Origin of the sequence: Microbacterium sp. oral taxon 186 str. F0373 (assembly GCF_000411455.1) — a bacterium.
In the GTDB taxonomy this organism is placed as follows: domain Bacteria; phylum Actinomycetota; class Actinomycetes; order Actinomycetales; family Microbacteriaceae; genus Microbacterium.
Map to the genome: position 1 here is coordinate 424268 of NZ_KE150457.1, position 26439 is coordinate 450706.

Annotated in this window: 24 protein-coding genes and 1 tRNA gene; 6 read left to right on the forward strand and 19 right to left on the reverse strand. The window is 67.7% G+C overall.

Features of this window, described 5'->3' with window-relative positions; genetic code table 11:
- Positions 1–70: 70 nt before the first annotated feature.
- The 3 genes from HMPREF1529_RS01925 (at position 71) to HMPREF1529_RS01935 (ending at position 4731) form a co-directional block, all read left to right on the forward strand.
- Complete coding sequence (locus tag HMPREF1529_RS01925) at positions 71–1297, forward strand: HupE/UreJ family protein (RefSeq protein WP_016463484.1); 1227 nt, start codon at positions 71–73, stop codon at positions 1295–1297.
- Positions 1298–1460: 163 nt separating this feature from the next.
- Positions 1461–3446, forward strand: coding sequence for a purple acid phosphatase family protein (locus HMPREF1529_RS01930; protein WP_016463485.1), 1986 nt, complete (start codon positions 1461–1463; stop codon positions 3444–3446).
- A 121-nt stretch (positions 3447–3567) separates the two neighbouring features.
- Positions 3568–4731: a WxL protein peptidoglycan domain-containing protein gene (locus HMPREF1529_RS01935; protein ID WP_016463486.1), complete on the forward strand. Its 1164-nt coding sequence runs from the start codon at positions 3568–3570 to the stop codon at positions 4729–4731.
- Between the two features lie 23 nt (positions 4732–4754).
- On the opposite strand, the gene HMPREF1529_RS01940 is transcribed toward HMPREF1529_RS01935, so the two are convergent.
- The 4 genes from HMPREF1529_RS01940 to HMPREF1529_RS01955 form a co-directional block, all read right to left on the reverse strand.
- A complete protein-coding gene (locus HMPREF1529_RS01940) occupies positions 4755–5102 on the reverse strand; it encodes a hypothetical protein (protein ID WP_036282633.1) in 348 nt (115 codons plus the stop codon).
- Positions 5103–5217: 115 nt separating this feature from the next.
- On the reverse strand, positions 5218–6228 hold the full coding sequence (gene ligD, locus HMPREF1529_RS01945) for a non-homologous end-joining DNA ligase (protein WP_016463488.1): 1011 nt from the start codon (positions 6226–6228) through the stop codon (positions 5218–5220).
- A 185-nt stretch (positions 6229–6413) separates the two neighbouring features.
- Positions 6414–7424, reverse strand: a complete 1011-nt coding sequence (locus tag HMPREF1529_RS01950; protein WP_016463489.1) for an SseB family protein — start codon at positions 7422–7424, stop codon at positions 6414–6416.
- A gap of 128 nt (positions 7425–7552) precedes the next feature.
- Positions 7553–9976, reverse strand: coding sequence for an ATP-dependent helicase (locus tag HMPREF1529_RS01955; RefSeq protein ID WP_016463490.1), 2424 nt, complete (start codon positions 9974–9976; stop codon positions 7553–7555).
- A gap of 97 nt (positions 9977–10073) precedes the next feature.
- On the opposite strand from HMPREF1529_RS01955, the gene HMPREF1529_RS01960 reads away from it, so the two are divergent.
- Positions 10074–10472, forward strand: a complete 399-nt coding sequence (locus HMPREF1529_RS01960) for a YccF domain-containing protein (protein ID WP_016463491.1) — start codon at positions 10074–10076, stop codon at positions 10470–10472.
- A gap of 110 nt (positions 10473–10582) precedes the next feature.
- Positions 10583–10655: transfer RNA gene (locus tag HMPREF1529_RS15795), tRNA-Met, on the forward strand.
- A gap of 20 nt (positions 10656–10675) precedes the next feature.
- Here the strand turns inward: HMPREF1529_RS15795 and lnt are convergent.
- The 15 genes from lnt to HMPREF1529_RS02030 all read right to left on the reverse strand — a co-directional run bounded on the left by lnt (position 10676) and on the right by HMPREF1529_RS02030 (position 25771).
- Complete coding sequence (lnt, locus tag HMPREF1529_RS01965) at positions 10676–12211, reverse strand: apolipoprotein N-acyltransferase (RefSeq protein WP_016463492.1); 1536 nt, start codon at positions 12209–12211, stop codon at positions 10676–10678.
- Positions 12212–12288: 77 nt separating this feature from the next.
- Complete coding sequence (locus tag HMPREF1529_RS01970; protein WP_016463493.1) at positions 12289–13215, reverse strand: cytochrome c oxidase assembly protein; 927 nt, start codon at positions 13213–13215, stop codon at positions 12289–12291.
- A 33-nt stretch (positions 13216–13248) separates the two neighbouring features.
- Positions 13249–13530, reverse strand: a complete 282-nt coding sequence (locus tag HMPREF1529_RS01975) for a TFIIB-type zinc ribbon-containing protein (protein ID WP_016463494.1) — start codon at positions 13528–13530, stop codon at positions 13249–13251.
- Positions 13514–15244 (reverse strand): cytochrome c biogenesis protein ResB, encoded by a 1731-nt coding sequence (gene resB, locus HMPREF1529_RS01980; RefSeq protein ID WP_016463495.1) that lies wholly within the window; start codon positions 15242–15244, stop codon positions 13514–13516. Before resB ends, HMPREF1529_RS01975 begins: the two co-directional genes overlap by 17 nt.
- Positions 15225–15992, reverse strand: a complete 768-nt coding sequence (locus HMPREF1529_RS01985; protein WP_016463496.1) for a cytochrome c biogenesis CcdA family protein — start codon at positions 15990–15992, stop codon at positions 15225–15227. The genes resB and HMPREF1529_RS01985 overlap by 20 nt, the downstream gene beginning before the upstream one ends.
- Positions 15989–16597 carry a TlpA family protein disulfide reductase gene (locus HMPREF1529_RS01990; protein ID WP_016463497.1) on the reverse strand — a complete coding sequence of 203 codons (609 nt, stop codon included), beginning with the start codon at positions 16595–16597 and terminating at the stop codon, positions 15989–15991. The genes HMPREF1529_RS01985 and HMPREF1529_RS01990 overlap by 4 nt, the downstream gene beginning before the upstream one ends.
- Positions 16594–16929: a DUF6804 family protein gene (locus HMPREF1529_RS01995; protein ID WP_016463498.1), complete on the reverse strand. Its 336-nt coding sequence runs from the start codon at positions 16927–16929 to the stop codon at positions 16594–16596. Before HMPREF1529_RS01995 ends, HMPREF1529_RS01990 begins: the two co-directional genes overlap by 4 nt.
- Positions 16926–17462 (reverse strand): signal peptidase II, encoded by a 537-nt coding sequence (locus HMPREF1529_RS02000; RefSeq protein WP_016463499.1) that lies wholly within the window; start codon positions 17460–17462, stop codon positions 16926–16928. The genes HMPREF1529_RS01995 and HMPREF1529_RS02000 overlap by 4 nt, the downstream gene beginning before the upstream one ends.
- A complete protein-coding gene (locus HMPREF1529_RS15315; RefSeq protein ID WP_016463500.1) occupies positions 17452–18129 on the reverse strand; it encodes a copper resistance CopC family protein in 678 nt (225 codons plus the stop codon). The genes HMPREF1529_RS02000 and HMPREF1529_RS15315 overlap by 11 nt, the downstream gene beginning before the upstream one ends.
- On the reverse strand, positions 18122–19033 hold the full coding sequence (locus tag HMPREF1529_RS02010) for a cation diffusion facilitator family transporter (protein WP_016463501.1): 912 nt from the start codon (positions 19031–19033) through the stop codon (positions 18122–18124). The genes HMPREF1529_RS15315 and HMPREF1529_RS02010 overlap by 8 nt, the downstream gene beginning before the upstream one ends.
- Positions 19034–19046: 13 nt before the next feature.
- A complete protein-coding gene (locus HMPREF1529_RS02015; RefSeq protein ID WP_036282635.1) occupies positions 19047–20066 on the reverse strand; it encodes an NAD(P)-binding domain-containing protein in 1020 nt (339 codons plus the stop codon).
- The gene (locus HMPREF1529_RS02020) at positions 20066–20728 is read right to left on the reverse strand and encodes a DsbA family protein (protein ID WP_016463503.1); all 663 of its coding nucleotides are present in this window, start codon (positions 20726–20728) and stop codon (positions 20066–20068) included. The genes HMPREF1529_RS02015 and HMPREF1529_RS02020 overlap by 1 nt, the downstream gene beginning before the upstream one ends.
- A gap of 570 nt (positions 20729–21298) precedes the next feature.
- Positions 21299–23428 (reverse strand): heavy metal translocating P-type ATPase, encoded by a 2130-nt coding sequence (locus tag HMPREF1529_RS02025; protein ID WP_084675213.1) that lies wholly within the window; start codon positions 23426–23428, stop codon positions 21299–21301.
- 49 nt (positions 23429–23477) lie between these two features.
- A complete protein-coding gene (gene cmtR / locus HMPREF1529_RS15480) occupies positions 23478–23813 on the reverse strand; it encodes a Cd(II)/Pb(II)-sensing metalloregulatory transcriptional regulator CmtR (RefSeq protein WP_084675214.1) in 336 nt (111 codons plus the stop codon).
- 434 nt (positions 23814–24247) lie between these two features.
- Entirely contained in the window at positions 24248–25771 is a 1524-nt protein-coding gene (locus HMPREF1529_RS02030) for a SulP family inorganic anion transporter (protein ID WP_016463505.1), read from the reverse strand.
- Between the two features lie 182 nt (positions 25772–25953).
- Between HMPREF1529_RS02030 and HMPREF1529_RS02035 the strand changes: the two genes are divergently transcribed.
- A complete protein-coding gene (locus HMPREF1529_RS02035; protein WP_016463506.1) occupies positions 25954–26337 on the forward strand; it encodes a MerR family transcriptional regulator in 384 nt (127 codons plus the stop codon).
- The last annotated feature ends 102 nt before the right edge of the window (positions 26338–26439 follow it).

Below are 26439 nucleotides of genomic sequence, written 5' to 3' on the forward strand. Positions count from 1 at the left end.
ACAATCGTCGTTCCTCGAAGATTGACGCGCGGGCCAACCTCCGTTCATCGGCGACGCGCACGCTCACGCCGTGACCCTGCGCCGCCTTCCCCTCATCGCCCTGATCCTGCTCGCGCTCGCGACCGCCGTCGCATCGCCGCTGTTCACGGCATCCGCCGCCCTCGCGCACGGCTTCAGCTCGGTCGTGTTCGCCGACCTCTCGCGCGACGAGGACGGACGAACGGTGGCGACCCTGCAGCTCGAGTACGACCTCCTCGTCGTCTCGGCGGCCGACACCCAGCACGACGATGCCCTCTTCCGCGCAGGGACCGCCGCCTTCGACGCCCGCGATGACGCCGCGATGGCCCAGGCCGTCGATGAGCATCGCGACACGGTCGCCCGCTACCTCGACGAGCGATTCACGATCCGCACGAGCGGCGGCGATGCCGCCGGATGCACGCTCAGCCCCCTGGATGCCGTGTCGATGACGGTGCAGGAGGGCGTGCCCTACGTCGTCATCGCGCGCACCCTCACCTGCCCGGCCGGCGAGGCGCACATCGTGCGCAGCACCCTCTTCCCCGACGAGGAGGGCTACGTGACCGGAACGAAGACGATCCTCACCTACGACATCGACCTGCACACGGGCTCCGCGGCCCTCGATGCATCCACTCCCGAATTCTCCACCGCGCAGAGCACCTGGGACCGGTTCGTCGAGTTCTTCCGTCTGGGCGCGGAGCACCTGCTGACCGGCATCGACCACATCCTGTTCCTGCTCGCCCTCATCGCCGGCTCGCGAAAGCTCCGCGAGATCGTCCTTGCGGCGACCGTGTTCACGCTCGCGCACTCGGTGACCTTCATCCTGGCCGCCACGAAGGTGGTGAGCCTTCCGAGCATCGTCATCGAGCCCGCGATCGCCCTGTCGATCTCGGTCGTCGCCGCCTGGTATCTGTTCCGTCTGTGGCGCAAGGGCGAGGCGGCCACCGAGCTGACCCGTGACGCCGGCCCGCTCGGACTCGACCGCGCGGGCTGGCTGCGCCTGCTCGTGGTGTTCTGCTTCGGACTCATCCACGGCCTCGGCTTCGCCTCCGCTCTCGGCATCGACGAGCCCTGGTCATGGACGCTGCTGTGGTCGCTGCTCGTGTTCAACCTCGGCATCGAGGCGGTGCAGATCGGGCTGATCGCGATCGTCTTCCCCGCCCTGGTGCTGCTGCGCCGCCGCGCGCCCCGTGTCGCGATGTGGGCCAGCGGCGCCCTCGCCGTGGCGGTGACCCTCGCGGGGCTCATCTGGTTCGTCCAGCGCGTCTTCGGCTGGGACTGATCCGGCTCTGGGCGAACCCTCAGAGTTTCGCCGGGACGTCACCGCTGCTGGGCGTGATGTTCACCGCCCTGTCACCGCGGAGGCGGATCGTCCAGATGACGCCGCCCGCGGCGCCTGCGACCGGCCCTGTGCCGCGCATCCCTCACCCACGAACGGACAGATCATGCCGCACTCCGCTGAACCGCGAGCGCCGCGCCCCGCGCGCCGGACGATCGCCTGGATCACCGCCGCCACGCTGTGCGCGACGGCCTTCGCGGGAGTCGTCGCGACTCCCGCCCTCGCCGACACACCGACCACGCTGACCGGCGTGATCCTCGGCGTCGGCGCCGACGAAACCCAGCGCATCGTGAGCTGGTACTCCTCCGCCGACACCGCTCAGGTCGTTCAGGTCGCCCCCACTGCCTCGCTCGTGGGCGACGCCTTCCCGGCATCGGCCGTCACCTTCGCCGCCGCCGGCACCGCCAACATCTCCACCAGCGGCGGCTTCAACCGTCACGCCACGATCACGGGCCTGCAGGAGAACACGCAGTACTCCTACCGCGTCGGATCCGACGGCGCCTGGTCGAGCACGACGACGTTCCAGACGCGCTCCTTCGACGGTGACTTCGACTTCCTCTTCTACGGCGACCCGCAGATCGGCTCGTCGGGCGACGTCGCGAAGGACACCGCCGGCTGGGTGGACACCGTCAACGTCTCGCTGCAGTCCACCCCGAATGCCGAGCTGCTCGTGTCGGGCGGCGACCAGGTCGACAAGGCCAACACCGAGGCGCAGTGGGACGGCTTCCTCGCCCCCGCACAGCTGCGCAACTACCCCTGGGTCGCCACGATCGGCAACCACGACGTGGGCGGCAAGGCGTACGAGCAGCACTTCTACACGCCGAACACCGACCGCTCGGGTCAGTACTACGTCAACGGCGACCCGAGCTCCAACTCGTCGGGCGGCGACTACTGGTTCATCCACAAGGACGTGCTGTTCATCGACCTCAACTCGAACAGCTACAAGACCTCGTCCGGCGGTGGCGGCGACGCGGCGCACATCCAGTACGTGACCGACGTCATCAACGCCCACGGCGCACAGGCCAAGTACACCGTGCTCGTCTATCACCACGCCATCTACTCCCCCGCCGACCACGCGCAGGACACCGACAACAAGGCGCGCCGCGTCGACTTCCCGACCACCTTCTCGAAGCTCGGCGTCGACCTCGTCCTCCAGGGCCACGACCACAGCTACTCACGTTCGTACGAGATCAAGAACGGGCAGAAGGCGAGCGCCGACGAGAAGCCCGGCCAGAACGAGGTGTTCGAGGGCCCGGGCGGTGTCGTCTACGTCACGGCGAACTCAGCATCCGGCTCGAAGTACTACGACCTCACCGCCCCCGTCGCCGGGGACAAGACGCAAGACGAGGGAAACGGCGCCGACCCGCTGAACCCGTCGAACTACTGGTACAACTCGGTGCAGAACCAGGAGCACGTGCGCACGTTCGTGAAGGTGCAGGTGCAGAAGGACGCCCTCGTCGTGCAGAACGTGCGCTCCGGCACGTGCGACGCACCGAACGCCGCCGTCGAGCTGCGCAAGGTCGTCTGGTGCGGTCCCGCCAACGGCACGCAGGCGGCTCTGCCGGTCGGCTCGGTGCAGGACGAGGTCACGATCCACCCCAACCACGGCGACGGGCAGGACATCCAGGTCGACGTGCCCGACGCCGCCCCCGGCGAGTTCGGCTGGACGATCAACGGCCACAACGGCCTCGTCGACCTCGGCACGGCCACCGAGAAGAACAACACCTACTTCGAGGCGACCGGTCAGATCAACCCGATCACGGTGACCGACACCCGCCGCGCCGTAGCCCCCTGGTCGATCGCCGCCAAGGTCGGCGACTTCACCGACGGCAGCAAGTCGTTCTCCGGAAAGTATCTCGGCTGGAGCCCGAAGGTCGTCACCGCCGGCGGCGGTGCGGTCGCGGGCGCTGCGATCGGCTCCGGCTACGACGGCGGCACCGGTCTGTCCGACTCTCGGGCGCTCGGGTCGGCGGCGCAGGGCCATGACCGCGGCGCCGCCGTGCTCGGCTCCGACCTGGACCTGAAGATCCCGGTCGAGGTCGACAAGGGCAGCTACCGCGGCACCCTCACCCTCACCGCCATCAGCAATTGAGCGCCATCGACAACTGAACAGCTCTCCCCGCGGCCCGGGGCGCACCGACCAGCCCGGTCGGTGCGTCCCGGGACGCACCCCTTTCGCGCCTCACCCGTCTCCCGTCCTCCGAAGGAATCCGATGCTCCGTTCGATCCGACTCCGTCGCGGCTCCGCGCTGACCGCCGTGGCCCTCGCCGCGGTGGCGCTGCTGTGGCCCCTCGCGCTTCCCGCGGCATCCGCCCGCGCCGCCGCCGACGACGCCGGAAGCGCGGACGACGTGACGTGGTCGGTGCGCACGGAGTCGAACGGATTCGGCGCGGAGCGCACGTCCTACACGTATGCGGTGGACCCGGGTCAGAGCGTCAGCGATGCCCTCGTGATCGCCAACCACGGCGCCGCCGCGCTGCAGCTGGCGGTGTACGCCGCCGACGGCTACACCGGAGCGGGCGGGCAGCTCGACCTGCTGACGCCCGCGGAGAGCTCCACCGGCATCGGCGCCTGGACGCACGCGGCGGCGGCCACCGTCACCGTCGCGCCGAACGAGTCCACGACGGTGCCCTTCGTGGTGTCCGTTCCCACGACGGCGACCCCCGGCGACTACGTCGGGGGCATCGTGACCTCGCTGGGATCCTCGGCGGACCAGGGCATTTCGGTCGACCGCCGGCTCGGCATCCGCATCGGTCTGCGCGTCTCTGGTGCGCTCGCACCCTCGCTCGCGATCGAGAACCCCCAGGTGGTGTGGGGCGGCACGTGGGCGCTCGGCACGGGCGCCGCGACGCTCAGCTACACGCTGCACAACACCGGCAACACGACGATGGGCGCTCAGCAGAGCGCGACGATCGCAGGGCCGTTCGGCTGGTTCCCCGTGGATGCCGGGGACGTCGCCCCCGAGGTGCAGATCCTTCCCGGCGAGACGCGCGACGTGCAGATCACGGTGCCCGCTGTCGCCGGTATGCTCGCTCTGCTCGGCTCGGCGACGGTGACCCCCATCGTGGTGGACGCGTCGGGTTCGACCACGGGGCTCGCTCCGGTCACGACGCAGGCGGTGGGTCCGGCCGTGCCGTGGCTGCTGCTGATCATCGGACTGATCGCGATCGCGCTCGTCGCGGCCGCGCTGTGGTGGCGACGCCGCGCCGGCGCGACACGTCGCCGCAACGAGGATGAGCGGGTCGCCCGCGCCGTCGCCGACGCCCTCGCGAGCGCCCAGCCGGCCCCCGCACCCGACGACACGGCCGGCGACGTGGTCGTCGGCGCGACGCCGAGCACGACCACGCTGCGCACGGTCTCCGACGAGCGCGCCTGAGGCGGGAGCGCGTCGTACGCGCTTCACTCGCGCGCGGTGCGGCGGCGAAGAAGAGCGCCGCCGCCGATCAGCGCGGCAGCGGCGGCGGCGAACACGAGCGCTCCGGCGAGCTGGTCGCCCGTCGGCGCGAGCCGACCATCGGGCGCACGCCCGTCGACGGCACCGTCGTCCGGGCCGCCCGCCACGGTGGAGGGGGTGGGAGCAGGCGTCGCGGGCCCGCGCTGATGCGGCGGAACGACGACGGCGATCACCATCTGCGCGTTCGACGGCGACGTGCTCGACGAGTCGTCGTCCGTCGCGCACGCGATGTCGATAGGGCCGAGGGCCGCGGCGACGACGAGGCACGCACCGACGACGACGCGTGCGATCATCCTCGTTCGCATGCCGGCGCTCTCCTGTCCCGCCACCCGAGCGGCGATCACGGGTGACGCTAGCCGTCGCCGGTGACGGAGGGGATGCCGCCGAGCGACCGGTCGGTGAACCCGATCAGTCCTTCTTTGCGCGACTGGGCTGGACGCGCGGCGGCTCGCCCGGCATCTTGGGAAACTCGGGGGGAAATGGCAGCTCGCCCAGACCCGCTTCGAGGTCGCGCTGCCACCACTCGAGCAGCAGATCGATGCGTCCGGGGTTCTCCTGCAGTCCCTCCCAGGGGTCCCCGACCGCCGCGAGCCGCTGCGGCACGGTCCGCACGGTGAACGCGGCCGGATCCACGCCTTCGGCCAGCTCCGCCCAGGTGATGGGCGTCGCGACCGTCGCCGACGGCAGAGCGCGCGGGCTGTAGGCACCGGCCATCGTGCGATCGCGGTTGGCCTGGTTGAAGTCGACGAAGATGCGCCGACCGCGCTCCTCCTTCCACCAGTCGACCGTCACGGCATCCGGCAACCGTCGTGCGAGCTCTCGTCCCGCCGCGATCACGGCATGGCGGACGTCGAGGAACTCGTGCGTCGGCTCGATGGGGCAGAACACGTGGATGCCGCGACTGCCGCTGGTCTTCAGCCACGGTTCGAGCCCGGCCTCGCGCAACACGTCGCGCAGCACCGGAGCGACGGCGGCGGCATCCGCGAAATCGGTGCCGGGCTGTGGGTCGAGGTCGATGCGCAGTTCGACGGGATTGTCGGTGTCGGCGGCGAGCGAGGCCCACGGGTGGAACACGACGGTGTTCATCTGCACTGCCCAGACGATGGCCGCGGCCTCGTCGAGCACCACCTGAGGGTGACGGCGCCCGCTGTTGTAGGTGCACATCACCTCGTGGACGTAGTCGGGGGCACCGCGTGGCGGGTTCTTGGAGAAGAAGCGCTCGCCGTCGACGGTGTCGGGGAAGCGCTCGAGCGAGACGGGGCGGTGGCCGTTGGCCCGCAGGAACGGCTCGGCCACGGCGATCACGTACTCGGCGAGCTCCTGCTTCGTGATGCCGAGCTCCGGCCAGATCACGCGGTGCGGGCTGGAGAGTGAGACGTCCCGCCCGGCGACGTCGAGGGTGATGCGCTCCGAGGCCATGCCCCGACCCTACGGGCCGGGCGCCGGTCGCGACAGGGGGCGGTCCCGCGCTCGCGCGGGTCACCACAGATTCGGTGGCCGGCAACGGATGCGGACCGGATGCCGCGCGGCATCCGAATCCGCTGCATTCATCCGAATCTGCGGGGCCTGCGGCGCGTGTCCGTCCGCGAGTATCAGTCCGCGCGTCAGCCGGCGAGCGCCATGACACCGGCCAGCGCGTCGCGGTCGAGCTCGATCCACGGGCCGCCCGGGTCGACGACGACGCCGGTGAGGCCGGGCTCGGATGCCAGGGCGCGGCCGAGCTGCTCGGGCTGCACCGGCAGGGGGCTGTCGCCGCGGCCGAGAGCCACGACCTCCAGCGGGTGCGAGAACACCTCCATGCGGCGCTGACCGTCGGGGGTGCGCGCCTCGGCGAGGCCCATGCGCCCCTCGGCGTCGCTGTTGCCGGCCACCCAGACGGGAAGGCGCGAGAGGGCGTCGGCGACGCGTGCGGCCGTGCTCTCATCGCGCGGCGCCGACAGCAGCGTCTTGATCTCGAACGTGGGCTCGCTCTCCTCGACGGCGCGGGCGATGAGCTCCTTGGGCAGGATGACGCGGGCGCCGGCGGTGGCGTGGTCGAGGTAGATGCCGTCGTATCCCCCGGCCACCGCGTTGCGCAGCACCTCGATGGCGGGCTGCCCGATGACCGAGGTGGCCGCCCCGCCTTCGGAGTCGACGCTGGCCTGCAGTGCGGCGCCGCCGCTGAAGGCGAGGAGGAAGCGCTTTCCCTCCACGGAGGCGATCGCGAGGTTGATCTGCTGGCCCGCAGCGATCAGCGCCTGGACGTCGCCCTGCGCCCGCAGGAACAGCTGCCCCTGCAGCGCCTGGCGCATCACGTTCATGATCTCTGTGTTCTGCGGCTCCGCCGACAGGCCCGCCAAGGCGCCGTGCAGCAGCGCGTTGTCGACCAGACCGGGCACGATCTCGCGCGGAGCCGGTGCGGTCGCCGCGGGGCGCGTCGGCGCTGCGGGCGCCGGAGCCGTCGGGTCGGCGCCGAAGGTGGAGACCGAGATGCCGACCTGCGGCACCGCCTCGGCCGCAACGGATGCCGCGTCGGCGGATTCGTCCGTTTCCACAACGGTGTCGACGGACTCGACCTCGGATGCCGGGGCGCCGTCGCCCTTGTCGGAACGGTCGCGACGCGAGAAGAGTGCCATGGGTCCGAGCCTAGCTGGGACCGCCACCGGCCCGCGGCGGGGCGGCATCCGCCTCGCGCGCTCCCTTCCGTCTCGCGCTACCGAAACACGCATCGCGCGTGCCGGATTCGACAGCGCGAACCGCCGGACTACAGCTTCTCGATCGGGGCGATCTTGATGAGCAGCTTCTTCTGCCCGGCGCGGTCGAAGCGAACGTGGGCCACGCGCTTGGCGCCTTCGCCCGTCACCTGATCGACACGCCCCTCTCCGAAGTCCTCGTGGCGGATGCGATCGCCGGGCACCAGCTCCATGTCGCCGTTGTCGCGTACCTTCGCGGGAATGCGGTTGGCGAACTTCGCGAGGTCGCCCGCGGGCTTTTCCCGTCGCGGCAACGGAACGAGGTCGTCGCCGTAACGCGAGCCGCCCGATGCGCCCGCACCGCCGAACCCGCCCGGTCTGCGCCCGTTCAGTGCCCGAGATCCTCCCTGACCTCGCGCGTTGATGTCTCCCGGCGACTGGCGCCAGTCGATGAGCTCGTGGGGGATCTCCTGCAGGAAGCGTGAGGGCATCGCGACCGAGACCTCACCGAACTGGGCGCGGGTCATGGCGAGCGAGAGGTGCAGGCGCTTGCGGGCGCGCGTGAGCGCGACGTAGAACAGGCGGCGTTCCTCTTGCGGGCCGCCCGGCTCCCCCGCGGAGATGCGATGCGGAATGAGGTCCTCTTCGACACCGGTGACGAACACGGCGTCGTACTCGAGGCCCTTCGCGGTGTGCATCGTCATCAGCGATACCGAGCCCGAGGCGTCGGCGAGGTCATCGGCATCCGAGACGAGGGCCACCTCCGTGAGGAAGTCGAGGATCGTGCCGTCGGGGTTGTTGCGGGCGAACTCGCGGGTGACGGCCACGAGCTCGTCGAGGTTCTCGACGCGCGCCTCGTCCTGCGGGTCTTTCGACATGCGCAGGGCGTCGAGATAGCCGCTCTTGTTGAGGAGCAGGGTGAGGCCTTCGGCGACCGAGGTCGACGGCGGTGCCTCGCCCGAGGGGGGCAGCATGATCGCCGTCGCCTCGGCGAGCACGGCGTCGAGCTGGGCGATCGCGGACTGGATCTTGGGGCCGACGCCCAGCGCGGAGGCGTTGGCCAGGGCGTCGCGGAAGGTGATGTCCTGTTCGGCCGCGTACCGCGCGATGGAGGTCTCGGTGACGTCGCCGATGCCGCGGCGCGGTCTGTTGAGGATGCGGCGCACGCTCAACTCATCCGCGGGGTTGGCGACCGCGATGAGGTAGGCCATCGCGTCTTTGATCTCGGCGCGGTCGTAGAACTTGGTGCCGCCCATGATCTTGTAGGGAACGGCGGCACGGATGAAGATCTCTTCCAGCGCACGGGACTGCGAATTGGTGCGGTAGAACACGGCCATCTCGCCGTAGGGCAGACCGGCGCGGTGCAGCGCCTCGACCTCGTCGGCGACGAACTGGGCCTCGTCGTGCTGCGAGTACCCGGTGAAACCGACGATCTTGTCTCCGGCGCCGACATCGGTCCAGAGCTTCTTGTCCTTGCGGTCGAAGTTGTTGCTGATGACGGCGTTGGCCGCGGTCAGGATGTTCTGCGTCGAGCGGTAGTTCTGCTCGAGCAGTACGACCTTGGCGCCCGGGTAGTCGCGCTCGAACTCGGTGATGTTGCGGATGTCGGCGCCGCGGAAGGCGTAGATCGACTGGTCGGAGTCGCCGACGACGGTCAGCGACGCCCCGTCGGTCTCGTCGAGCAACGCGCCGACGTCTTCGATGGGCCGGGTGAGCTCGTGGATGAGCGCGTACTGGGCGTGGTTGGTGTCCTGGTACTCGTCGACGAGGATGTGCCGGAAACGTCGGCGGTAGGTGTCGGCGACGTGCGGGAACGCACGGAACAGATACACGGTCTGGGCGATGAGGTCGTCGAAGTCGAACGCGTTCGCGCGCTGCAGCGAACGCTGATAGTCGGCGAAGATCTCCGCGAACAGGCGCTCGGCGGGGTCGCTCATGTTGGCCGTGCGCGCGAACGACTCGGCATCCGCGAGCTCGTTCTTGAGCTTCGAGATGCGCCCCTGCACGGATGCCGGGGTCAACCCGAACGCGTCGGCCTCGTACTGCTTGACGAGTCGCTTGATGAGCGCGCGCGAGTCGCCGGAGTCGTAGATCGTGAAGCTCTTGGTGAAGCCGAACTGGTCGGCCTCACGGCGGAGGATGCGCACGCACGCCGAGTGGAACGTGGAGATCCACATGCCCTGGGCGGTGTCGCCGATGAGCTGCTGCACGCGCTCGCGCATCTCGCCGGCCGCTTTGTTGGTGAAGGTGATGGCGAGGATCTGGCTCGGCCAGGCCTCACGTCCCCGCAGCAGCGACGCGATGCGGCGCGTGAGCACGCTCGTCTTTCCCGAGCCCGCGCCGGCCACGATGAGCAGCGCCTGTCCGCGATAGGTGACGGCTTCGCGCTGCTGCGGGTTGAGGCCCGCCAGGAGATCCTCGTCGACCCGGCCTCCCGCACCGCGCGCGGCGTCCGTGGGCATGCCGACGATGACGGGTTTGATCGGGTCGCTCATAACCCGTCAAGTCTAGGTCGCGGCTCTGACACCGCCGACGGGATGCCGCGGCGACCTGACGTCGCGCGTAGCCCCGCGCGGCCGGGAGAATGGACGCATGCGCACGATCCTCAACATCGTCTGGATCATCTTCGCCGGGTTCTGGCTGTTCGTCGGCTACGTGGTCGCAGGTGTCGTGCTGTGCATCCCGATCATCACGATTCCGTGGGCGATCGCCTCGTTCCGCACCGCCGGCTACGTCATCTGGCCGTTCGGGCGCACGATCGTGCCGAAGCCGACGGCGGGCGTGGGCTCGTTCCTCGGCAACGTCGTCTGGGTGATCCTGGCGGGCTGGTGGCTCGCGCTCGGGCACCTCGTCAGCGGCATCGCGCTGTGCATCACGATCATCGGCATCCCGATGGCGATCGCCGACTTCAAGATGATCCCCATCTCTCTCATGCCACTCGGCAAGGACATCGTCTCCACGCGCCAGGGCGCGTTCGACCGGACGCTGTGACCCCGACGCTCGCCCGTGTCACGCGCGGACACATACCGCAACCACAGGTCACACACCTGTCCCCGGCGGTCGGGGCGGGTTAGCGTGGGAGCGTCCCCTCACCGGGGCATCGCGGCGATCCGGGCGGACCCGGGCACCGGCTCATAACCGGGTGCGTTGCGGGTTCGACTCCCCTCGCCGCGTCTATTCTCTGAAAGCTGCAGTCATAGCCTCGGTCGGTCGGCGGGGTGTGCCGTGTCGCCCGCCCGCGTGCGGGCACGGTGTGAGAGGCCGGCCGCTGCGAGAGCAACGCTGGAGGCAAGGACGAGGACACAGGTGAGCCAGGGGCCGAGCACGGTCGACGGGGTGAGCCCAGTGCGCAGCGGGACGGTGCTGATCGAGGCGCCGGCGGTGTCGACACCGACGCTCTCGAGGGTGGCGCCGTCTGGGGCGATCACCTGACTGGTTCCCACTGTCGAGACGTTGACGACTGCGCGGCCCGTCTCGACGGCGCGCATGCGGGCGAACGCGAGTTGCTGAAGATTCTCGCCTGTTCCACGGAAGTCGGCGTTGTTGGTCTGAAACACGAACAGCTGCGCACCCTGCTTGGCGCCGGCCCAGATGACGGTGTCGTAGATCACGTCGAAGCAGATCGCCAGCCCGACTCGGACGTCGCCGACCTCCATGAGCGGCGAATTGGTGCCGGGGGTGTATTCGCGTTGAATCAGGCCGACGAGGTCCGGGGCGAGCAGTTCGTAGAACCACCGGTCCGGCACGTATTCGCCGAACGGCACCGGGTTGACCTTGTCATGCCATTGCCGGTCCGCGGGATCCGCGGTCCACAGCAGGGAGGTGTTGAAGACAGCGCCGCCGCGAGTCGTGGCGGCATTCATCAACAGCGGTGCTTCCGCTGCCTTTACGACCCGGTCAAGCGCCGCAGCGGCGCGGGCGTCGCTGAGTGGATCGGCGTCGACACCTCCTTCCGGCCAGGCCAGCAGATCCATCGGTTGCCCGTACAAGGGGCGCGTAGCGGTGGTCTGCGCGGCGAGGACGTCACCGGGTGCCTTCACGTCGAAGTATCCCGTGGGGCCGTTACCCTGCACCCACCCGACACGAAACGCGCCGGCAGAGGTGGTGGGGAACTGCGGCGTCACGACCAATAGAACGACGACAACGCCGACGGGGATCAGGCCACGGACGAATCGTAATCCGCCCGCACGCAGCCACTGCACTACAGCGGCACACATCGTCACCACGAGAAACGACAAGCCGGTAGCTCCCGTCCAGGACGCGACCTCGACGAACGGGCCGCCGACCTGTGTCATCCCCACACGCGCCCACGGGAAGCCCGAGTAGGGCCACGCCCCCATCACCACCTCGCGGGAAGCCCACAGCCCTCCGATCAGCAGCGGTAGCGCAAGCAGCTGCACTGCGCCACGTGGTCGGTGACGGACAGTCCACCGGTAAGCAAGCGCGATCGGCACCGCGCCCAACCCGAACAAGACCGCTTCCACTCCGGCGAGGGCAATCCACGGCACCGGGCCGAGGAACTCCCCCACCCACACCAAGTGGGTGGTGAAGAAGACGGTCCCGAAGACAGCGCCAGCGAGCAGCGCCCCGCCGATGTTGCGGCCGATCAGTGTTAGCAGGGCGAGCGTGACACTGACGAAAGTCAGCGGCCACCACTCGACCGGCGGGGACCCCAGATTCAGGAGGAACCCGGCAGCGCCCGCTACTAGCACCGCTGCCCAGAGCGGCATCGACCAAGACGGTGCATGCTGTGGCGGGCCAGGTTCTGCCGCGGTAGCAGGGGCGGGAGAAAGCAATGTCATGTGCATCAGGTGTCTTTCTGGTGCAGTCGGGCCAGGTAGTCGTTGTACGCGTCAAACTCGGGGTCGCCGTGGGCGTCGGCGCGTCGGTCGGCGGCCGACGCCTGGGCGGTGTCCTCACGAAACCAGCGGTGCATCACGTAGATAAGCATTAGAAGGGTCGGAGCTTCTCCGTAGGACCACGCCAAGCCTCCGGCGAGGCGTTGGTCTTCGATCGGGTCTACTCCCAGCGCGCTTGTCGGACCAGTGAACACTTGCACGAGGGTGCTGGTCGCCATCATCAGGAACACGCCAAAGAACGCGTGCAGGGCGGCTTCGGCGAACACATCCAGGGCTCGTCCACCGTGGCTCATCCGTACCGGGAGCGGGTCCGAGGACAGGATCGGAATGGTGAACAGCATCCCCGCGACCAGGAACCCGATCTCGAGGAGGGTGTGGCCGGTGACGGTGGACAGGATCGGGTCGGCGAAGTTCGCCAGGTAGAGGCCGTAGAAGGCAGCCAGATACAACGGGACTGCTAGCCACGGGCCAAGCAGCCACCGGGCGATTCGACTGCGTAGCCCCGCGTGTGCCGCACGCAGAATCAGGAGGCCAGCGCCATGGTGGGGGGTGGCGCGCAGGAGCAGTGTGCCGGGAGAACCCAGAACCAGCAGCGGAGGGATTGTCATCATCAAGGTGAGCTGTTGGAACATGAACACCGAAAGCAACGCGTACCCGTATCCCTCGACCCCGAGCCCGGTGACCGCTGCGAGGCCTATGCAGCCGAGCAGGAAGCTGACCGCGCGCCATGCCGGCCATGGCCGCCCGCGCGCCCACAGCCGAATCGCGCCTGCCAGGTACGCGGCGGCGAGGAGGCCGGCCAGCACCGGCAGCACAGGCAGCGGCAGCGGCAGCGGGCTGAGGAGACCGAGCAATGTCGGCGGCGCCTCGGGCATCCAGTCGTTCACAATGTCATCTCTGTGCGGTGATCAGAAGTCGAAGAGGTCGCCGAGGAACCCCTCCCGACGGCGTTTCCCTCCCCGGTCGTGACGGGAATCGCCTCGGCTCTGCGGGTAGTCATCACGGCCGTGATGGGAGTCGCGTGACTGTGGTGCGTGGTATTCAGGTGCGCGGGTGTCGGCGGCGCGGTCGAGGATCTTGTCCAGTTCGCCGCGGTCTAGCCAGACGCCGCGACACTGCGGGCAGTAGTCGATCTCGACACCGGAGCGTTCGGTGATCACCAGCAGCGTGCCGTCAATGGGGCCTTTCATTGGGTTCTCCTTCGAGAAGGGTCGTGGTGATGACGCTCTTCAATGCGGCGGTGTGGTTAATTGCGATGTCGTGAACGGCTTTGTGGAGCGTGGGGTCTTCACCGCGTGCGAGGCCGGCATATTCGACGCGGACTCCCGCAGGGAGGGCGTGGGCCTTAATCCACACACGGCGGCGTGGAACGAACAGCCCGGCGAACAGCCCCACCGTCGCGAGGGTGGCGAAGGCGAGCACCCAGGCACCAGAGGGGTCGTTTTGGATCTGAAGCGACGCGAACCGCTTCACCGGTTCACCGGCCACCGCGGTGTCGTCTTCCCACGTGATCGTCCCCCACCCGTTGGGAAGATCAACGGTCGCACCGGGGGTGAGCTCGAGCGAGTCGGCGCCGGTGTCGGCACCGGTGTGCTGGGTGAGCCCGGCGACGTCGAGGGCGTACACGGACCGGGGGGTCCCGTCATCGATCCCGAGGTCGCCGCTGAACACGTTGAGAGTGAGCACCGGGTTGACCGCATCCGGGTACACCGATGTGAACGCGCCGGACGGAAGCACACCTTGGGTGGGGTAGAAGAACCCGACCAGGCCAAGCTGCTCAGGCATCCCATCCGGGACCTTAATGACTCCGAGGGACGTCATGAATGAGTCCTGCGGCAGGAACGGCTGCGATTCGCTGTACACGACTTCTCCGTCCGAGTTTCGGATGGTGAGGGTGGGTGCGTACCCGTTTCCGAGCAGGTAGATCCGGTCGCCGGAAACGGTGACCGGATAGTTGACGATGACGCTTTCGCTGCGGTCGTCCAGCCCGGGCTGGCGGATGGTCACGTCGGCGGAGAAGTCGCCTGCTTGCCCGGCGCCGGGGGTACCGGGGGGCTGATAGGTGACGCCGAACTCGTCAAGGGTCATCGAGTAGGGGGCCAGGCCGGTCCCGTCGATGAACCGGCCCGGATTGAAGGAGGAGTAGTCGCTGAGCGCGTTAACGAACGTGGTTCCTTCCACCACGACCCGCTGCCCGGTGTACGCGAACCCGCCGCCGATTCCGACCGAGAGCAGCACCCCGATCAGGGCGACGTGGAAGACCAGGTTCCCGGTTTCTCGCAGGTATCCGCGCTCCGCGGACACGGAAACCCATCCGCGGCCGTCGAACCGATGCACCCGATAGCCGGCGCGACGCAGCTGCCGGCCCGCGAGCTCAATCGCTTCCTCCGCCGCACTGCCGGCCGACGTCCCCGCAGACACGGTGACCTCCTGGTAGTCAGGGAGGCGCGAGAGACGGGCGGGGGTGCGGGGCGGCTGGGATCGAAGAGCTTTGTAATGATGCTTTGCACGGGGGATGACGCAGCCGATGAGGGAGATGAACAGCAAGAGGTAGATCGCGGAGAACCAGGGCGACTGGTACACGTCGAACAACCCGAGCGCGTCAACGATGGGGAACACGTCCGGGTTGTCGCGTTCCCATTGGATGACACCGTTGGGGTCGGCGGTGCGTTGCGGGAACAGGGATCCTGGTACGGCGGCGATCGCGAGGAACAGCAGCAGCACCAGGGCGGTGCGCATGCTGGTCAGTTGCCGCCACACCCACCTCGCCCAGCCAACCACTCCGAGCGCAGGCGAGATCACATCCGCGGCACTGTCACGATCGTCGATGTCGGCGTGGTCGCGGGGTCGAAGCGGATCGACCGCCTCGTTCGTCGTCTCGGTCTCAGAGTGGAAGCGGGACATTGATCACCACCTGCTGCAGGGCCGACATCAGCGCCGTCCAGAGTCCGGTGACCATCAGCACTCCGAGGACGATGAGCATCACCCCGCCGGCGATGTTCAGAGCGCGGACGTGGCGGCGCAGGAATGTCACGGACCGAGATGCCCACCCCCAGCCGGCAGCGAGGATGAGGAACGGGATCCCCAGGCCGAGGGAATAGGCAAGGCCGAGCAGGCCCGCGCGCGCGGGGTCGCCGAGGTTCCAGGACATCGAGATGATCGCGGCGAGGGTAGGACCGATGCAGGGCGTCCATCCGACACCGAGGGCAAAGCCGAGCAGGGGTGCCCCGAGCAGCCCAGCGCGACTGCGGGTGCGAGGGCGAAGAGTGCGTTGGGTGAGCCCGAACAGGCCGACGAACACCAGCCCGAGGAGGATGATGACCACCCCGAACACCCGGGTGAGGACGTTCGCGTATTGCAGCAGCAGGACCCCGAAGGTGCCGCCGAGAACGGTGACTGCCACGAAAACCGCGGTGAACCCGGCGATGAATAGCGTCACACCCAGAAGGAGCCGAGCACGTTCTGCACGCACGGTCGTTCCAAGCCCACTCGACGTGGGTCCAGCGTCGGTGGCCGTGCTGCCGAGGTAGCCGAGGTAGCCGGGCACGAGCGGCAATACGCATGGGGAGAGGAACGACATAAGCCCGGCGAGCATCGCGATCGGGATAGCCACCCAGAGGGCACCGTCGACGATCGTCATCCCCGGATTCATGGGTTGTCTTCCGCGAGGACGTCGGCGACAAGGGTGGAGAGAATGGACGCAGCGGCCAGTTGTCCGATGATGCGGGCGGCGACTCTCCCGTCACGGTCGATGACAAGGGTGGTGGGGGTGGCTTGGATGGGCGTGACCTGTGCGAAGGCGAGTTTGACCTGTCCGTCGTTCACATCGATCACACTCGGGTACGTGATGTTGTTATCACGGGCGAAGGACAGCGCGGTGGCGGGCTGATCGTAGGTGTTCACTCCGAGGAACGCGACACCCTGATCCTGGTAGTCCTGCCACACCTCTTCCAGGAACGGCGCTTCCACGATGCACGGCCCGCACGCGGCATACCAGAAGTTCACGACCAGCACCCCACCCCGGTAGTCGCCGCTGGTCACCGTGTCACCGGTCTCGGTGACACCCTCGAACACGACCGGCTCGCCCCGTTCCGTTTCCGGGATCTCCACGACTTGGAAGTCGCCCGAGATGTAGCCTTTCTCGGTGCCATCGCGATACTGCTGAGCGAGGGAGTCGTCCGCCGCGCACCCGGTCAGCGCCGCGGCCGCGAGAAGCAAGGCGACAGCAGCCCGGGTCCGGCCTCTGACGGTGGTCACGGACGGCGCACTTTGATCAGCGCACCAGCGACGAGGAACACCACGGCTGCGGCCGGTTGCGCGGCCGTCCACACTGGCCCTGCGAACGGGAACGGGAATACCGGGTTCCAGATCACCACGATCATCGCGAACACGGGCACCCACCACCACTGCCGCGCCTGCACCGCGAACCACGCGACGATCGCACCCAGGATGGCCGTGAGGAACAGCACCCCAAGGAACCAGTCGTTGCCCATGAGCGCAGGGGCAACGAACAGGGCGGCCGCGGCGAGCATGCTAGGCGCGAGCGCGTTGCGCTGGTAGGTCGACGGGGTCCGCTGTTTCGCCGTCATCGTCCCACCTCCAGCATGGGAGCCGTGGCCGTGTGATCGCCCTCGGCCGTTGTGCGGGTGCGCTGGCGACGAATCCAGAGACTTCCGGCCAGGACCATCACGCCGGCGCCGAGAGCAACGTCGGCGAAGTTCCCGATGAACCAGTTGCCGTAGGCGAGGAAGTCAGTCACATGGCCACGGCCGAACGCGGGCGGGGCGAAAAGGCGGTCGATGAGATTACCCATCGCACCGCCGAGGATCAGCCCTACCCCGACTGCCCACCCGGTTGTGCGGGCGCGAGCGGCAGCGACGATGAGCATGGCGGTCGCGGCCACTCCCAGGAGGGTGAGCAGCCACGTTGCCCCCGATCCGAGCGACAAGAGCGCTCCAGGGTTGAAAGCCAGCTGCAGACCGAGAAGATCACCCAGCAGCGGGATCCGCTGGTACTCACTCAGCACGGTCAGCGCGGCCGCCTTGCTGGACTGATCAATCATCACAACGGCTGCTGCCGCGATGCACGCGATGGCGAACCTGCGTGCCTGGTTACGACTCATCGGTCGAGTCCTTCCCCGCGGTGGCATCCTGGGCTGATCGCGCGGCCCCGGCACGGTCGCGGCGTCGACGTTCCCGGCCGAGCATCAACACGATGACGAGGGCGGACCCGAGGATGATCACTCCGCCGACGGCAGCGAGGATCGGGAATGCGTCTCCGCCCCCGGAGGTCTCACCCCCGGACCCGTTGTCCGTGGACGTCTCGGTAGCGGTCGGGGACGGTGCGGGAGTTTGTGGAGCCGTGCTCGGGGTGACGGCCGGGCTGCTCGCGCCAGCCTCGTTGAGTTCGACGGTGTAGGTATATTCGCCGCTGATCGGATGACCATCGCTGGAGACCACTTTCCACCGGACCGTGAACATCCCCGCGGGCGGGTCCGCGGCGAGGTGCTGAGTAATGGAGGTGGCATCCGCTGACGGCGGATCGGTGGCAATGTTCTGCCCGTCCGGTGCGATCACCTCGACGGCGGCGGATTGCATTCCCGCGATCAGTTCCCCGCTGAAGGAGAGGGTGATCTCCGCTGGTGATTCGGGGACAGTTGTGTCGGCTTCCGGATAGGAGGAGACCAGTTCGTCGTGCGCTTGGGCGGGCGACGCCACAGCCAGCGTCAGTCCCGTTCCGAGGACGAGGGCAGCCAGGGTGGCGATGAGAGTGCGGCGGGGGTTACGCATGGGTGGTGTGTTCTCCTGGGTGGGATTGCGGTTCGATCTGGAACGTGGCGTGCTCGATGTTCACTGGGAAGTGTTCGGCGACACATGTTTGGAGCGTTTGCAGCAGCCGGGCGGATTGTTCCGGTGTGAGGGTGTCGTCGACGACGACGTGCGCGGTCAGCGTGGGGAGGTCGGTGGAGACTTGCGATGCGTGCAGGTCGTGCACCGCGACCACTTGCGGGAGCTCGAGGATGTGCCGGCGTACCTCCGCCAGGTCAAGCCCGGGAGGGGTGGATTCGAGCAGGACGCTGCCGGATGCGCGGAGCAGGATGAAGGTGCGCGGGATGATCAGCAGAGCGATCAGGATGCCGGCGACTGCGTCTGCCTGGTACCAGCCGAGGGTGGCGATCAGGATGGCGCTGACGATGACGCCGACGGAGCCGAGTGCGTCGTTGAAGACCTCGAGGAACGCGGCGCGCATGTTCAGGTTCCGTGTGCGGCCGCTCATCAGCACGAGCAGGGACGCGATGTTCGCGACCAGCCCGACGATCCCGAAGAACAAGAGGCTGCCGGACGCGATCTCGGGTGGTTCGAACAAGCGCCGCACGCCCTCGACCAGGGCGAAGATTCCCACACCGAGCAGGAGGGCAGCCTGGGCGAGTGCGGCGAGCACTTCCGCGCGCCGTAATCCAAACGTGTACCGGTCAGACGGGGGCCGGTTCATCAGATGCGCGGCGGTGACCGCCATCGCCAGCCCGATCACGTCAGTCAGCATGTGCGCGGCATCCACGAGCAGGGCGAGACTGCCGGTGATGACCGCGCCGATGACCTCGATCACGAACACGGATGCTGTGATGGAAAAGGCGATCAGCAACCTGTTCCGAGGGGTGGCCTCCCCCGTGTCGTGGCTGTGTCCAGCGCCCATGATTATCCCTCTCTTACGGCCGGTCAATGATGTGGCGTGCGATCGCTGTGGCGTCCGCGGAGACCCCGGAGATGGTGTCAACACCGCGGCGGCTGTACTGCGGGAATCCCGCGACGAACAGACCCGGTATGGGTGTTGTTGCACGCCGCGGCCCGGGGGTGCGCGCCTCGTCTGGAACCCAGTCGTCTCCGGGGAGGTAGCCGGTCGCGAAGATGACAGAACCCGGTGACGCCGTGGTCGCGTCCTCAAACGTCACCTCACCGCCCCGCGCATGGGTGACCGCGGGTGTGATGTGCACCCCTGCGTGCTGCAGCCGTTCGTAGTTGTCGCCGAATACCGGTTCGGGACGACGATCCCCACCGAACAATGGTCGACGTTGGCCGGCAGACGACGCGTAGCTTGCCAGTGGCCGGTGTCCTCGGCGGGTGCGCACCGCCAGGGTCACCGTGTGGAATGCAGCAAGTTCTCTTGCGATCTGCAGACCACTGTTGCCGCCGCCGATGATAAGCACATCCTGGGTGGGAATCTGGCGGGGGTAGTGGTAGCTGCTGCTGTGGATCGCGACACCAGGGACGCTCAGCGCGGTGGCCCATTCGGGAAGTCGGGGTCGGGCGGCAGCACCCGTGGCGCAGACGATGTTGCGGGTCTGCACCTCCCCCGCGGTGGTGGCCAGGTGCAGGGTGGGTCCGTCACCACGTCGCTCGAGCCCAGTGGCGCGGATCCCCCAGGCTGTCTCTACGCCGATCGCAGCCTCAACCACCTTGAGGTAGTCGACCATTTCATCCGCCCGGGGGCGACGTCGTTGATCCCCGGGATGCCGCCGGGTCGGGAGGGCGCTGTGCCGCGCGTCGCTGAGCAGCACCATCGAGTGCCACCGCGATGACCAGCTGCGCTGTCCCGCGTCCGCGGCATCGATTACGACGAAATCTCTCTGTGGCCGGAGTCCTTCCGCGGTGAGCGCTGCAGCGACAGCAAGACCCGAGTGGCCGGCGCCAACGATGATCGCCCGGCGGTGCGCAAGACTGGCAGGCATCACTGGGCCGTGCTCAGCGCTTGCGTGATCGCGTCCTCGAGGTCTTTCCACTGCTCCAGCTCGAGCGGTTCGCCGTCGACGAAGAACGTCGGGGTGCTGGAAACACCGAGCGCCCGACCCTCGCTGAAGTCCATCTCCACCCGGGCCAGCGTTTCGGGATCCGCGATCGCCGCGTCGTAGGCTGCCATGTCCAGCCCAAGCTCTTCCGCGAATCCGCGGAAGACATCGGCACGGGATTCCTGCGACTCGCCCCACTCGGCCTGGGTCTCGAACAGCCGGTGGTACATATCCTCGAACCGGTCCTGGCGGGCAGCTGCCTCCGCAGCCAGGGCCGCGTTCGTGGAGTTGGTGTGACCCGGTAGCGGGAAGTAGCGGACGACATAAGTGATCTGCCCCGCAAACCTCTCCCGAATGTCTTCGACGATCGGGTAGAACGCCCCGCACGCCTCGCACTCGAAGTCGAGGAACTCCACCACCGTGACCGCGCTCTCACCGCCCTCATCCAGAACGTGCGAGTTCGGTCGCACCACCGATGCAGGCTCGCCGTCCCCTCCCGGTGGTGGCGTCAAGCGTTGATCAATAAGAAAGTAGATGACCGCCGCCAGGACCAGGGCGACGACAACAGCGACAGTGATCAGTGTCGCTTTTACAGGGGTCTTCATGAGGGCACTCCGAACGGTCACGACACGTGGGCATGAAAGGGGTATCCCCGGCAGGCGCGCCGGGGAACGTCGCCGCCACAGAGAGGCGGCGTGCCAGGTGTCAGGTTCGGGAAACGCTCAACTGCGTCAGTGAGAGCGCGCCCGTGCGTGGCGGTGCGGACGCGGGGAGGAGTGTTCTCAGCAGCGGCAATCGGCTTCGATCAGGCTGTGGCCGACGGACCCGATGCAACCACCGATTCACCAGGATCAGGAGCAACCCACACAACACCCCGAGCACACAGACCCCGACGCCCAACAGTGCGGGACTGGTCGTGCCCTGTTCGATCACCGAGGCATCCGCGATGATGGGTGCGATGTGCGCGTCCGCGTGCCCGGTGACGGATGATGAGGCTGGTGGGGCTGCCTCGGGTTCAGCGTGGGTCGCCATCCACGCGCCGACGACAAGCAGTAGCGCGAGAGCAACGCTCGTAATGATCCTCGTTATCAGCAGCCGCTCACTCAAGGTCACAGCACTCTGTGTTCGAGCGGCCGAGATCATCGTTAGCAGTCTATCGTCCAGGCGTCAGCAAGTTACGGCGCCTGGATCGAGGCCGTCGTCAGCGCGGCCTCTGGCGCGACGGTGGTTGACATGCCGCGGGCAAGCACAGGACGGCGGGCCGCGCGGACACCGTTGGCGATGACGATCAGTTCGGCGATCTCGTGAACCAGCACCACCCCGGCCAGTCCCAGCACCCCGAACAAGGCGAGGGGGAACAGGACGACGATGATCGCCAAGGCGAGGGCGATGTTGGCGGTCATGATCCGTCGACCACGGCGGGCGTGAGCGAGCGCAACCGGGATGAGGCGGAGGTCGTGGCCGGTGAGGGCGATGTCGGCGGATTCGATCGCCGCCGCAGACCCCTTCAGACCCATCGCGATTCCGACTGTGGCCGTAGCCAAAGCCGGGGCGTCATTGATGCCGTCGCCGACCATTGCCGTGGGGCGGATGCCGACCAGAGCGGCAATCGCGTCGGCCTTGTCTTTCGGGAGCTGCTCGGCGCGCACGGCGGCGATTCCGGCCTGGCGCGCGATCGCGCGGGCGGTGCGGTCGTTGTCGCCGGTGAGCATGACCGTGTCAAGGCCCTGCGCATGCAGCATCTGCACGGTTTCCGCTGATTCCGGTCGCAGCTCATCGCGTACTCCGATCAGGCCGGCGATCCGCCTGTTCACCTCCACGACGACCACGGTCATCCCCCTGCCAGCCATGTCCGCCGCCGTATCGCTCTGCTCGCTGGCGTTCAACCAGCGGGCGTTGCCGACACGCACGGTGCGACCACCTACTCGGCCGGTGATGCCATGCCCCGCGTCCTCCACCACATCCATCGCCGCCGGCGCGTTGGGGGCGGCCGACGTGATCGCCGCAGCGAGTGGGTGCGTGCTGGTCGCTTCGACAGCTGCCGCCCAGGCCAGGAGGTCCTCACGGGTCACGCCCGGTGCCGGGTGTACCGCGACGACGACGGGCTCATTCCGGGTCAGTGTGCCGGTCTTGTCCAACGCGACCGTTCGGATCGTGCCGAGCTGCTCAAACGCCTCGCCTGACTTGATGACGACACCGAACTTCGATGCGGCGCCGATCGCGCTGATCACCGTCACCGGGACAGCGATCGCCAAAGCACAGGGCGACGCGGCGACCAGGACGACCAGAGCACGCTCCGTCCAGGTCACGGGATCCCCGATCAGCACACCGAATAACGCGATTGCGACAGCCGCGATCAACACCGCGGGAACAAGCGGTCGCGCGATGCGGTCAGCGAGCCTCGCCCGGTCGCCTTTTCGTGCGTGCGCCTGCTCCACCAGCGCGACGATCTGCGTCAGGGAGTTGTCGCGGCCGTCGGCGGTCGCCTCGATCCTCAGGGTTGCTGCGCCGTTCACGGAGCCGGCTACCACCGGGTCCCCCGGGGCAACGTCGACGGGAATGGATTCGCCCGTCACCGCCGACGTGTCCAGACTCGACCGTCCCTCCACGACCACACCGTCGGTGGCTATACGTTCGCCCGCGCCGACCACGAGGATGTCGAGCTCACGAACATCCGTCACGGGGAGCGTGACATCGCCGTTCAGCCGTGACACGCGGACCGTGTCGGGGATCAGCGACAGAAGCGCGCGCAAACCTTCTTTCGCCCGGTCCATAGCGCGGTCCTCGAGCGCCTCTGCGAGGGAGAACAAGAACGCGAGGGTCGCCGCTTCACCCACGTGACCGAGCAGCACCGCTCCGATCGCCGCGATCATCATCAACAGCCCAACACCAAGGCGGCCCCGCAGCAGCCGGCGGACAGCGCCGGGGACGAACGTGTAGGCACCCGAAAGAAGAGCCACCCCCTGCAGCACTAACGCGGGAACGGGGAGCGCGGACCACTCGAATACGTAGCCGGTCAGAAGGAGAACGCCGGAAAAGACTGAAGGGAGCAGTGCCGAATCGCGCCACCATGGCGGACGCACCTCCGACTCCCCGCTAGCAGTACTTTTCACCGCTGAGGAGGCGCCCGGACCGCAGCACGCATCCTCGTCCTCAGCAACCACGCCGTCTGCGTAAGCGGTCAATTCCGCAGGCACACTCGGGGCGCAGCACGAACCCTCGGCTGACCGACGTTCAGACAACTCGACTCGCCGTGCCGTCCCGCCCCGGCGGGCCTCATCCGGAACGCAGCACTCCTCGCTCATCCCGCCCACTCCGTCCACGCGGGGACCGGGGTGCCTCCGAGTTCGGGGTTCATGCGCAGCACTCGCACGCATCGTCAACGCAAGGGGCGCCCTCGTCGACGGCAACCACAGCCTCGAGCAAATCACGCATCCCGCGGGTCAGATGAGGATCGGAGATCTCGTACCGGGTGCGGCGACCCTCGGGCGTTGCCACCACCAATCCACACCCTCGAAGACAACTCAAGTGATTGGACACGTTGGTGCGAGTCAACGCCAAGTCCCGAGACAGCTCGGCCGGATACCCGGGTCCGTCCAGCAAGGCGAGCAGGATACGTGAACGCGTCGGATCGGCCATCGCCCGTCCGAGCCGGTTCATGACATCAAGACGAGAAGCAAGAGTCAGCACACGATGACTATACAGCCGGGAGTGACCTTTTCGGGATGCTTAGCGTTTGGGGCGAGCGGCGCCGTCTCAATCCGCAAATCCGAGCGGACACGAGGTGGACACAAGCCGCGCGGATCGAGCCCGAATTCGCTGATCGAACCGGAACGAGGCGAGACTCGAACACAGCCCGTATGCCCTTGATTTTCCGCGGCATGACAGCCCAACACGCGTGATTCCGCGCTTCTCCGGCAGCAACGAAATCCGGGCGCCAGCAGTTTCGACTCCCCTCGCCGCGTCGATCTGTGTCGGTCGGATCCCAGTATTTTCCTGGGATCGCGCCGCCTTTCGCTCGTTGTCGTCGACAGTCTGGACACGATGCGGACACACTCCGAACCTTGGTGGCGATCCTCAGCAATCGCCGCACCACGCATCTATGCGCATCGCGATGCCCGCGGTCAGTGACCCGCCCCGAGCTCGCCCGTCAGCCGAGTGTGGAAGGCGGTCGTGTGCTCGTTCATGCCGACGTATTCTACGCGCTTGCCGTGGTGCGCGTACTTCGTCTCAATGGCGTCGAGGGCCGCGACCGAGGACGCGTCCCAGATGTGTGATCTGGAGAGGTCGATGACCACGCGCTCGGGATCAGCAACGTACTCGAATTGAGTGGTGAGGTCGTTGCTGGAGGCGAACAGGAGCTGCCCTTCGACGCTGTAATGTGCGACCTGCGCGCCGTCTCGTTCGCTGACCACGCGCGTGACGTCGATGAGGTGAGCGACTCGGCGCACGAACATCACGGAGGCGACAAACACTCCGACGATCACGCCGACCGCGAGGTTGTGGGTCGCGACGACCACGGCGACGGTGATGAGCATGACGGCCGTCTCGCTCTTCGGCATCCGCTTCAGTGTGGTGGGCTTGATGGAGTGCCAGTCGAAGGTGCCGACCGAGACCATGATCATGACCGCGACCAGCGCGGCCATCGGGATGATGGCGACCACTTCGCCGAGGACGACGATGAGGATCAGGAGGAACACTCCCGCCAGGAAGGTGGAGATGCGGGTGCGCGCACCGGATGCCTTCACGTTGATCATGGTCTGCCCGATCATCGCGCACCCGCCCATGCCGCCGAAGAAGCCAGAAACGATGTTCGCGACGCCCTGCCCCCAGGACTCCCGGGTCTTGTTCGAGTGCGTGTCGGTGACGTCATCGACGAGCTTGGCCGTCATGAGCGATTCCATGAGCCCGACGAGCGCCATCGCGAGCGCGTAGGGGGCGATGATCGTCAGCGTCTCCCACGTGAGGGGCACGTTCGGGACGAACAGCTCCGGCAGGCTACGAGGCAACTCGCCCTGGTCGCCGACGGTCGGCACGGTGATCGCGAACACGACCACCGCCGCGGTCACAATGATGATCGACACCAGTGGAGCCGGGACCACCTTGGTGACCTTCGGCATGAGCACCATGATCACCAGCCCCACGGCAACGAGCGGGTACACCATCCAGGGAACGCCGATGAGCTGCGGCAGCTGCGCGGTGAAGATCAGGATCGCCAAGGCGTTGACGAAGCCCACCATGACGCTGCGCGGGATGAACCGCATGAGCTTCGCGACGCCGAGCACCGCCAGCACGATCTGCAGGACGCCGGCCAGCAGCACGGTGGCGATGAAGTAATCCATGCCGTACTCACGGGCTACGGGCGCGATGACCAGTGCGATTGCGCCTGTGGCAGCGGTGATCATCGCGGGGCGTCCGCCGACGAACGCGATCGTCACCGCCATGACGAACGAAGAGAACAGGCCGACCTTCGGGTCCACCCCCGCGATGATCGAGAACGAGATCGCCTCCGGGATCAACGCCAGGGCGACGACGAGCCCGGCGAGGACCTCCCGCGTGAGAGTCCGCGGGCTCCTCAGCGCAGTGAGCACCGAGGGTTCGGGCCGGTACCGGCTCCGGTCGTCAGTAGTTGTGGTCGCCGTCGTCATGGGCAGGCCTCCAGAGTCAGAATGGTCCGATGTGACACCATCGAAAGCGTGAGAGGGCGTCGGCGCGCGCCCAGGTCGCCCCAATCGGGGCTGGCCGTCGGGATGAAATCCGCCAGAACATGCGGCCACAAGCAACCCTAACGTAACGTGAATGTTGTCGGCGAACTGTAAGGAGCCGTGCCATGCCCGGAGGTGGAATGATGCAGATCGGCGAACTGGCCGAGCGCACGGAGCTGTCCTTGAGGACCCTGCGCCACTACGACGAGATCGGCCTCCTGGAGCCTTCGGGGCGCTCCGAGGGAGGCTTCCGCCTCTACACCGAGGGCGATTATCAGCGACTCATGCTCATCCGCAGAATGAAGCCGCTCGGGTACTCGTTGGAGCAGATGCGCGACCTCCTGCGGGCGCTGGACGCGGCTGGGGCCGAAAGTGTCTCCGGCGCCGAAGCTAAGCAACTCCTCGCCGAGTTCCTCACCGACGCGCAGCAGCGACGAGCGAAACTCGAGAAGCAACTCGCAGCCGCCGACGAGTTCATCGGCCTCCTGAGCGACCGCATCACGAGATAGACGCCGCACGCGTCGCCGGGACCTCCGTTCGGCAACCACGACTGGCCACTGACACGGGCGTGTGCGGCGGCTCGGGTCTCTTCGACGCGTCGGACGAGCAGT

What these genes read in the sequence shown, in the direction of transcription:
- HMPREF1529_RS01930 (WP_016463485.1), top strand. Translation starts at nt 1,461, where the DNA reads ATGCCGCACTCCGCTGAACCGCGAGCGCCGCGCCCCGCGCGCCGGACG.
- HMPREF1529_RS01935 (WP_016463486.1), top strand. Translation starts at nt 3,568, where the DNA reads ATGCTCCGTTCGATCCGACTCCGTCGCGGCTCCGCGCTGACCGCCGTG.
- HMPREF1529_RS01940 (WP_036282633.1), bottom strand. Translation starts at nt 5,102, where the DNA reads ATGATCGCACGCGTCGTCGTCGGTGCGTGCCTCGTCGTCGCCGCGGCC.
- ligD (WP_016463488.1), bottom strand. Translation starts at nt 6,228, where the DNA reads ATGGCCTCGGAGCGCATCACCCTCGACGTCGCCGGGCGGGACGTCTCA.
- HMPREF1529_RS01950 (WP_016463489.1), bottom strand. Translation starts at nt 7,424, where the DNA reads ATGGCACTCTTCTCGCGTCGCGACCGTTCCGACAAGGGCGACGGCGCC.
- HMPREF1529_RS01955 (WP_016463490.1), bottom strand. Translation starts at nt 9,976, where the DNA reads ATGAGCGACCCGATCAAACCCGTCATCGTCGGCATGCCCACGGACGCC.
- HMPREF1529_RS01960 (WP_016463491.1), top strand. Translation starts at nt 10,074, where the DNA reads ATGCGCACGATCCTCAACATCGTCTGGATCATCTTCGCCGGGTTCTGG.
- lnt (WP_016463492.1), bottom strand. Translation starts at nt 12,211, where the DNA reads ATGCCGCTCTGGGCAGCGGTGCTAGTAGCGGGCGCTGCCGGGTTCCTC.
- HMPREF1529_RS01970 (WP_016463493.1), bottom strand. Translation starts at nt 13,215, where the DNA reads ATGCCCGAGGCGCCGCCGACATTGCTCGGTCTCCTCAGCCCGCTGCCG.
- HMPREF1529_RS01975 (WP_016463494.1), bottom strand. Translation starts at nt 13,530, where the DNA reads ATGAAAGGCCCCATTGACGGCACGCTGCTGGTGATCACCGAACGCTCC.
- resB (WP_016463495.1), bottom strand. Translation starts at nt 15,244, where the DNA reads ATGTCCCGCTTCCACTCTGAGACCGAGACGACGAACGAGGCGGTCGAT.
- HMPREF1529_RS01985 (WP_016463496.1), bottom strand. Translation starts at nt 15,992, where the DNA reads ATGAATCCGGGGATGACGATCGTCGACGGTGCCCTCTGGGTGGCTATC.
- HMPREF1529_RS01995 (WP_016463498.1), bottom strand. Translation starts at nt 16,929, where the DNA reads ATGACGGCGAAACAGCGGACCCCGTCGACCTACCAGCGCAACGCGCTC.
- HMPREF1529_RS02000 (WP_016463499.1), bottom strand. Translation starts at nt 17,462, where the DNA reads ATGAGTCGTAACCAGGCACGCAGGTTCGCCATCGCGTGCATCGCGGCA.
- HMPREF1529_RS15315 (WP_016463500.1), bottom strand. Translation starts at nt 18,129, where the DNA reads ATGCGTAACCCCCGCCGCACTCTCATCGCCACCCTGGCTGCCCTCGTC.
- HMPREF1529_RS02010 (WP_016463501.1), bottom strand. Translation starts at nt 19,033, where the DNA reads ATGGGCGCTGGACACAGCCACGACACGGGGGAGGCCACCCCTCGGAAC.
- HMPREF1529_RS02015 (WP_036282635.1), bottom strand. Translation starts at nt 20,066, where the DNA reads ATGCCTGCCAGTCTTGCGCACCGCCGGGCGATCATCGTTGGCGCCGGC.
- HMPREF1529_RS02020 (WP_016463503.1), bottom strand. Translation starts at nt 20,728, where the DNA reads ATGAAGACCCCTGTAAAAGCGACACTGATCACTGTCGCTGTTGTCGTC.
- HMPREF1529_RS02025 (WP_084675213.1), bottom strand. Translation starts at nt 23,428, where the DNA reads ATGAGCGAGGAGTGCTGCGTTCCGGATGAGGCCCGCCGGGGCGGGACG.
- HMPREF1529_RS02030 (WP_016463505.1), bottom strand. Translation starts at nt 25,771, where the DNA reads ATGACGACGGCGACCACAACTACTGACGACCGGAGCCGGTACCGGCCC.
- HMPREF1529_RS02035 (WP_016463506.1), top strand. Translation starts at nt 25,954, where the DNA reads ATGCCCGGAGGTGGAATGATGCAGATCGGCGAACTGGCCGAGCGCACG.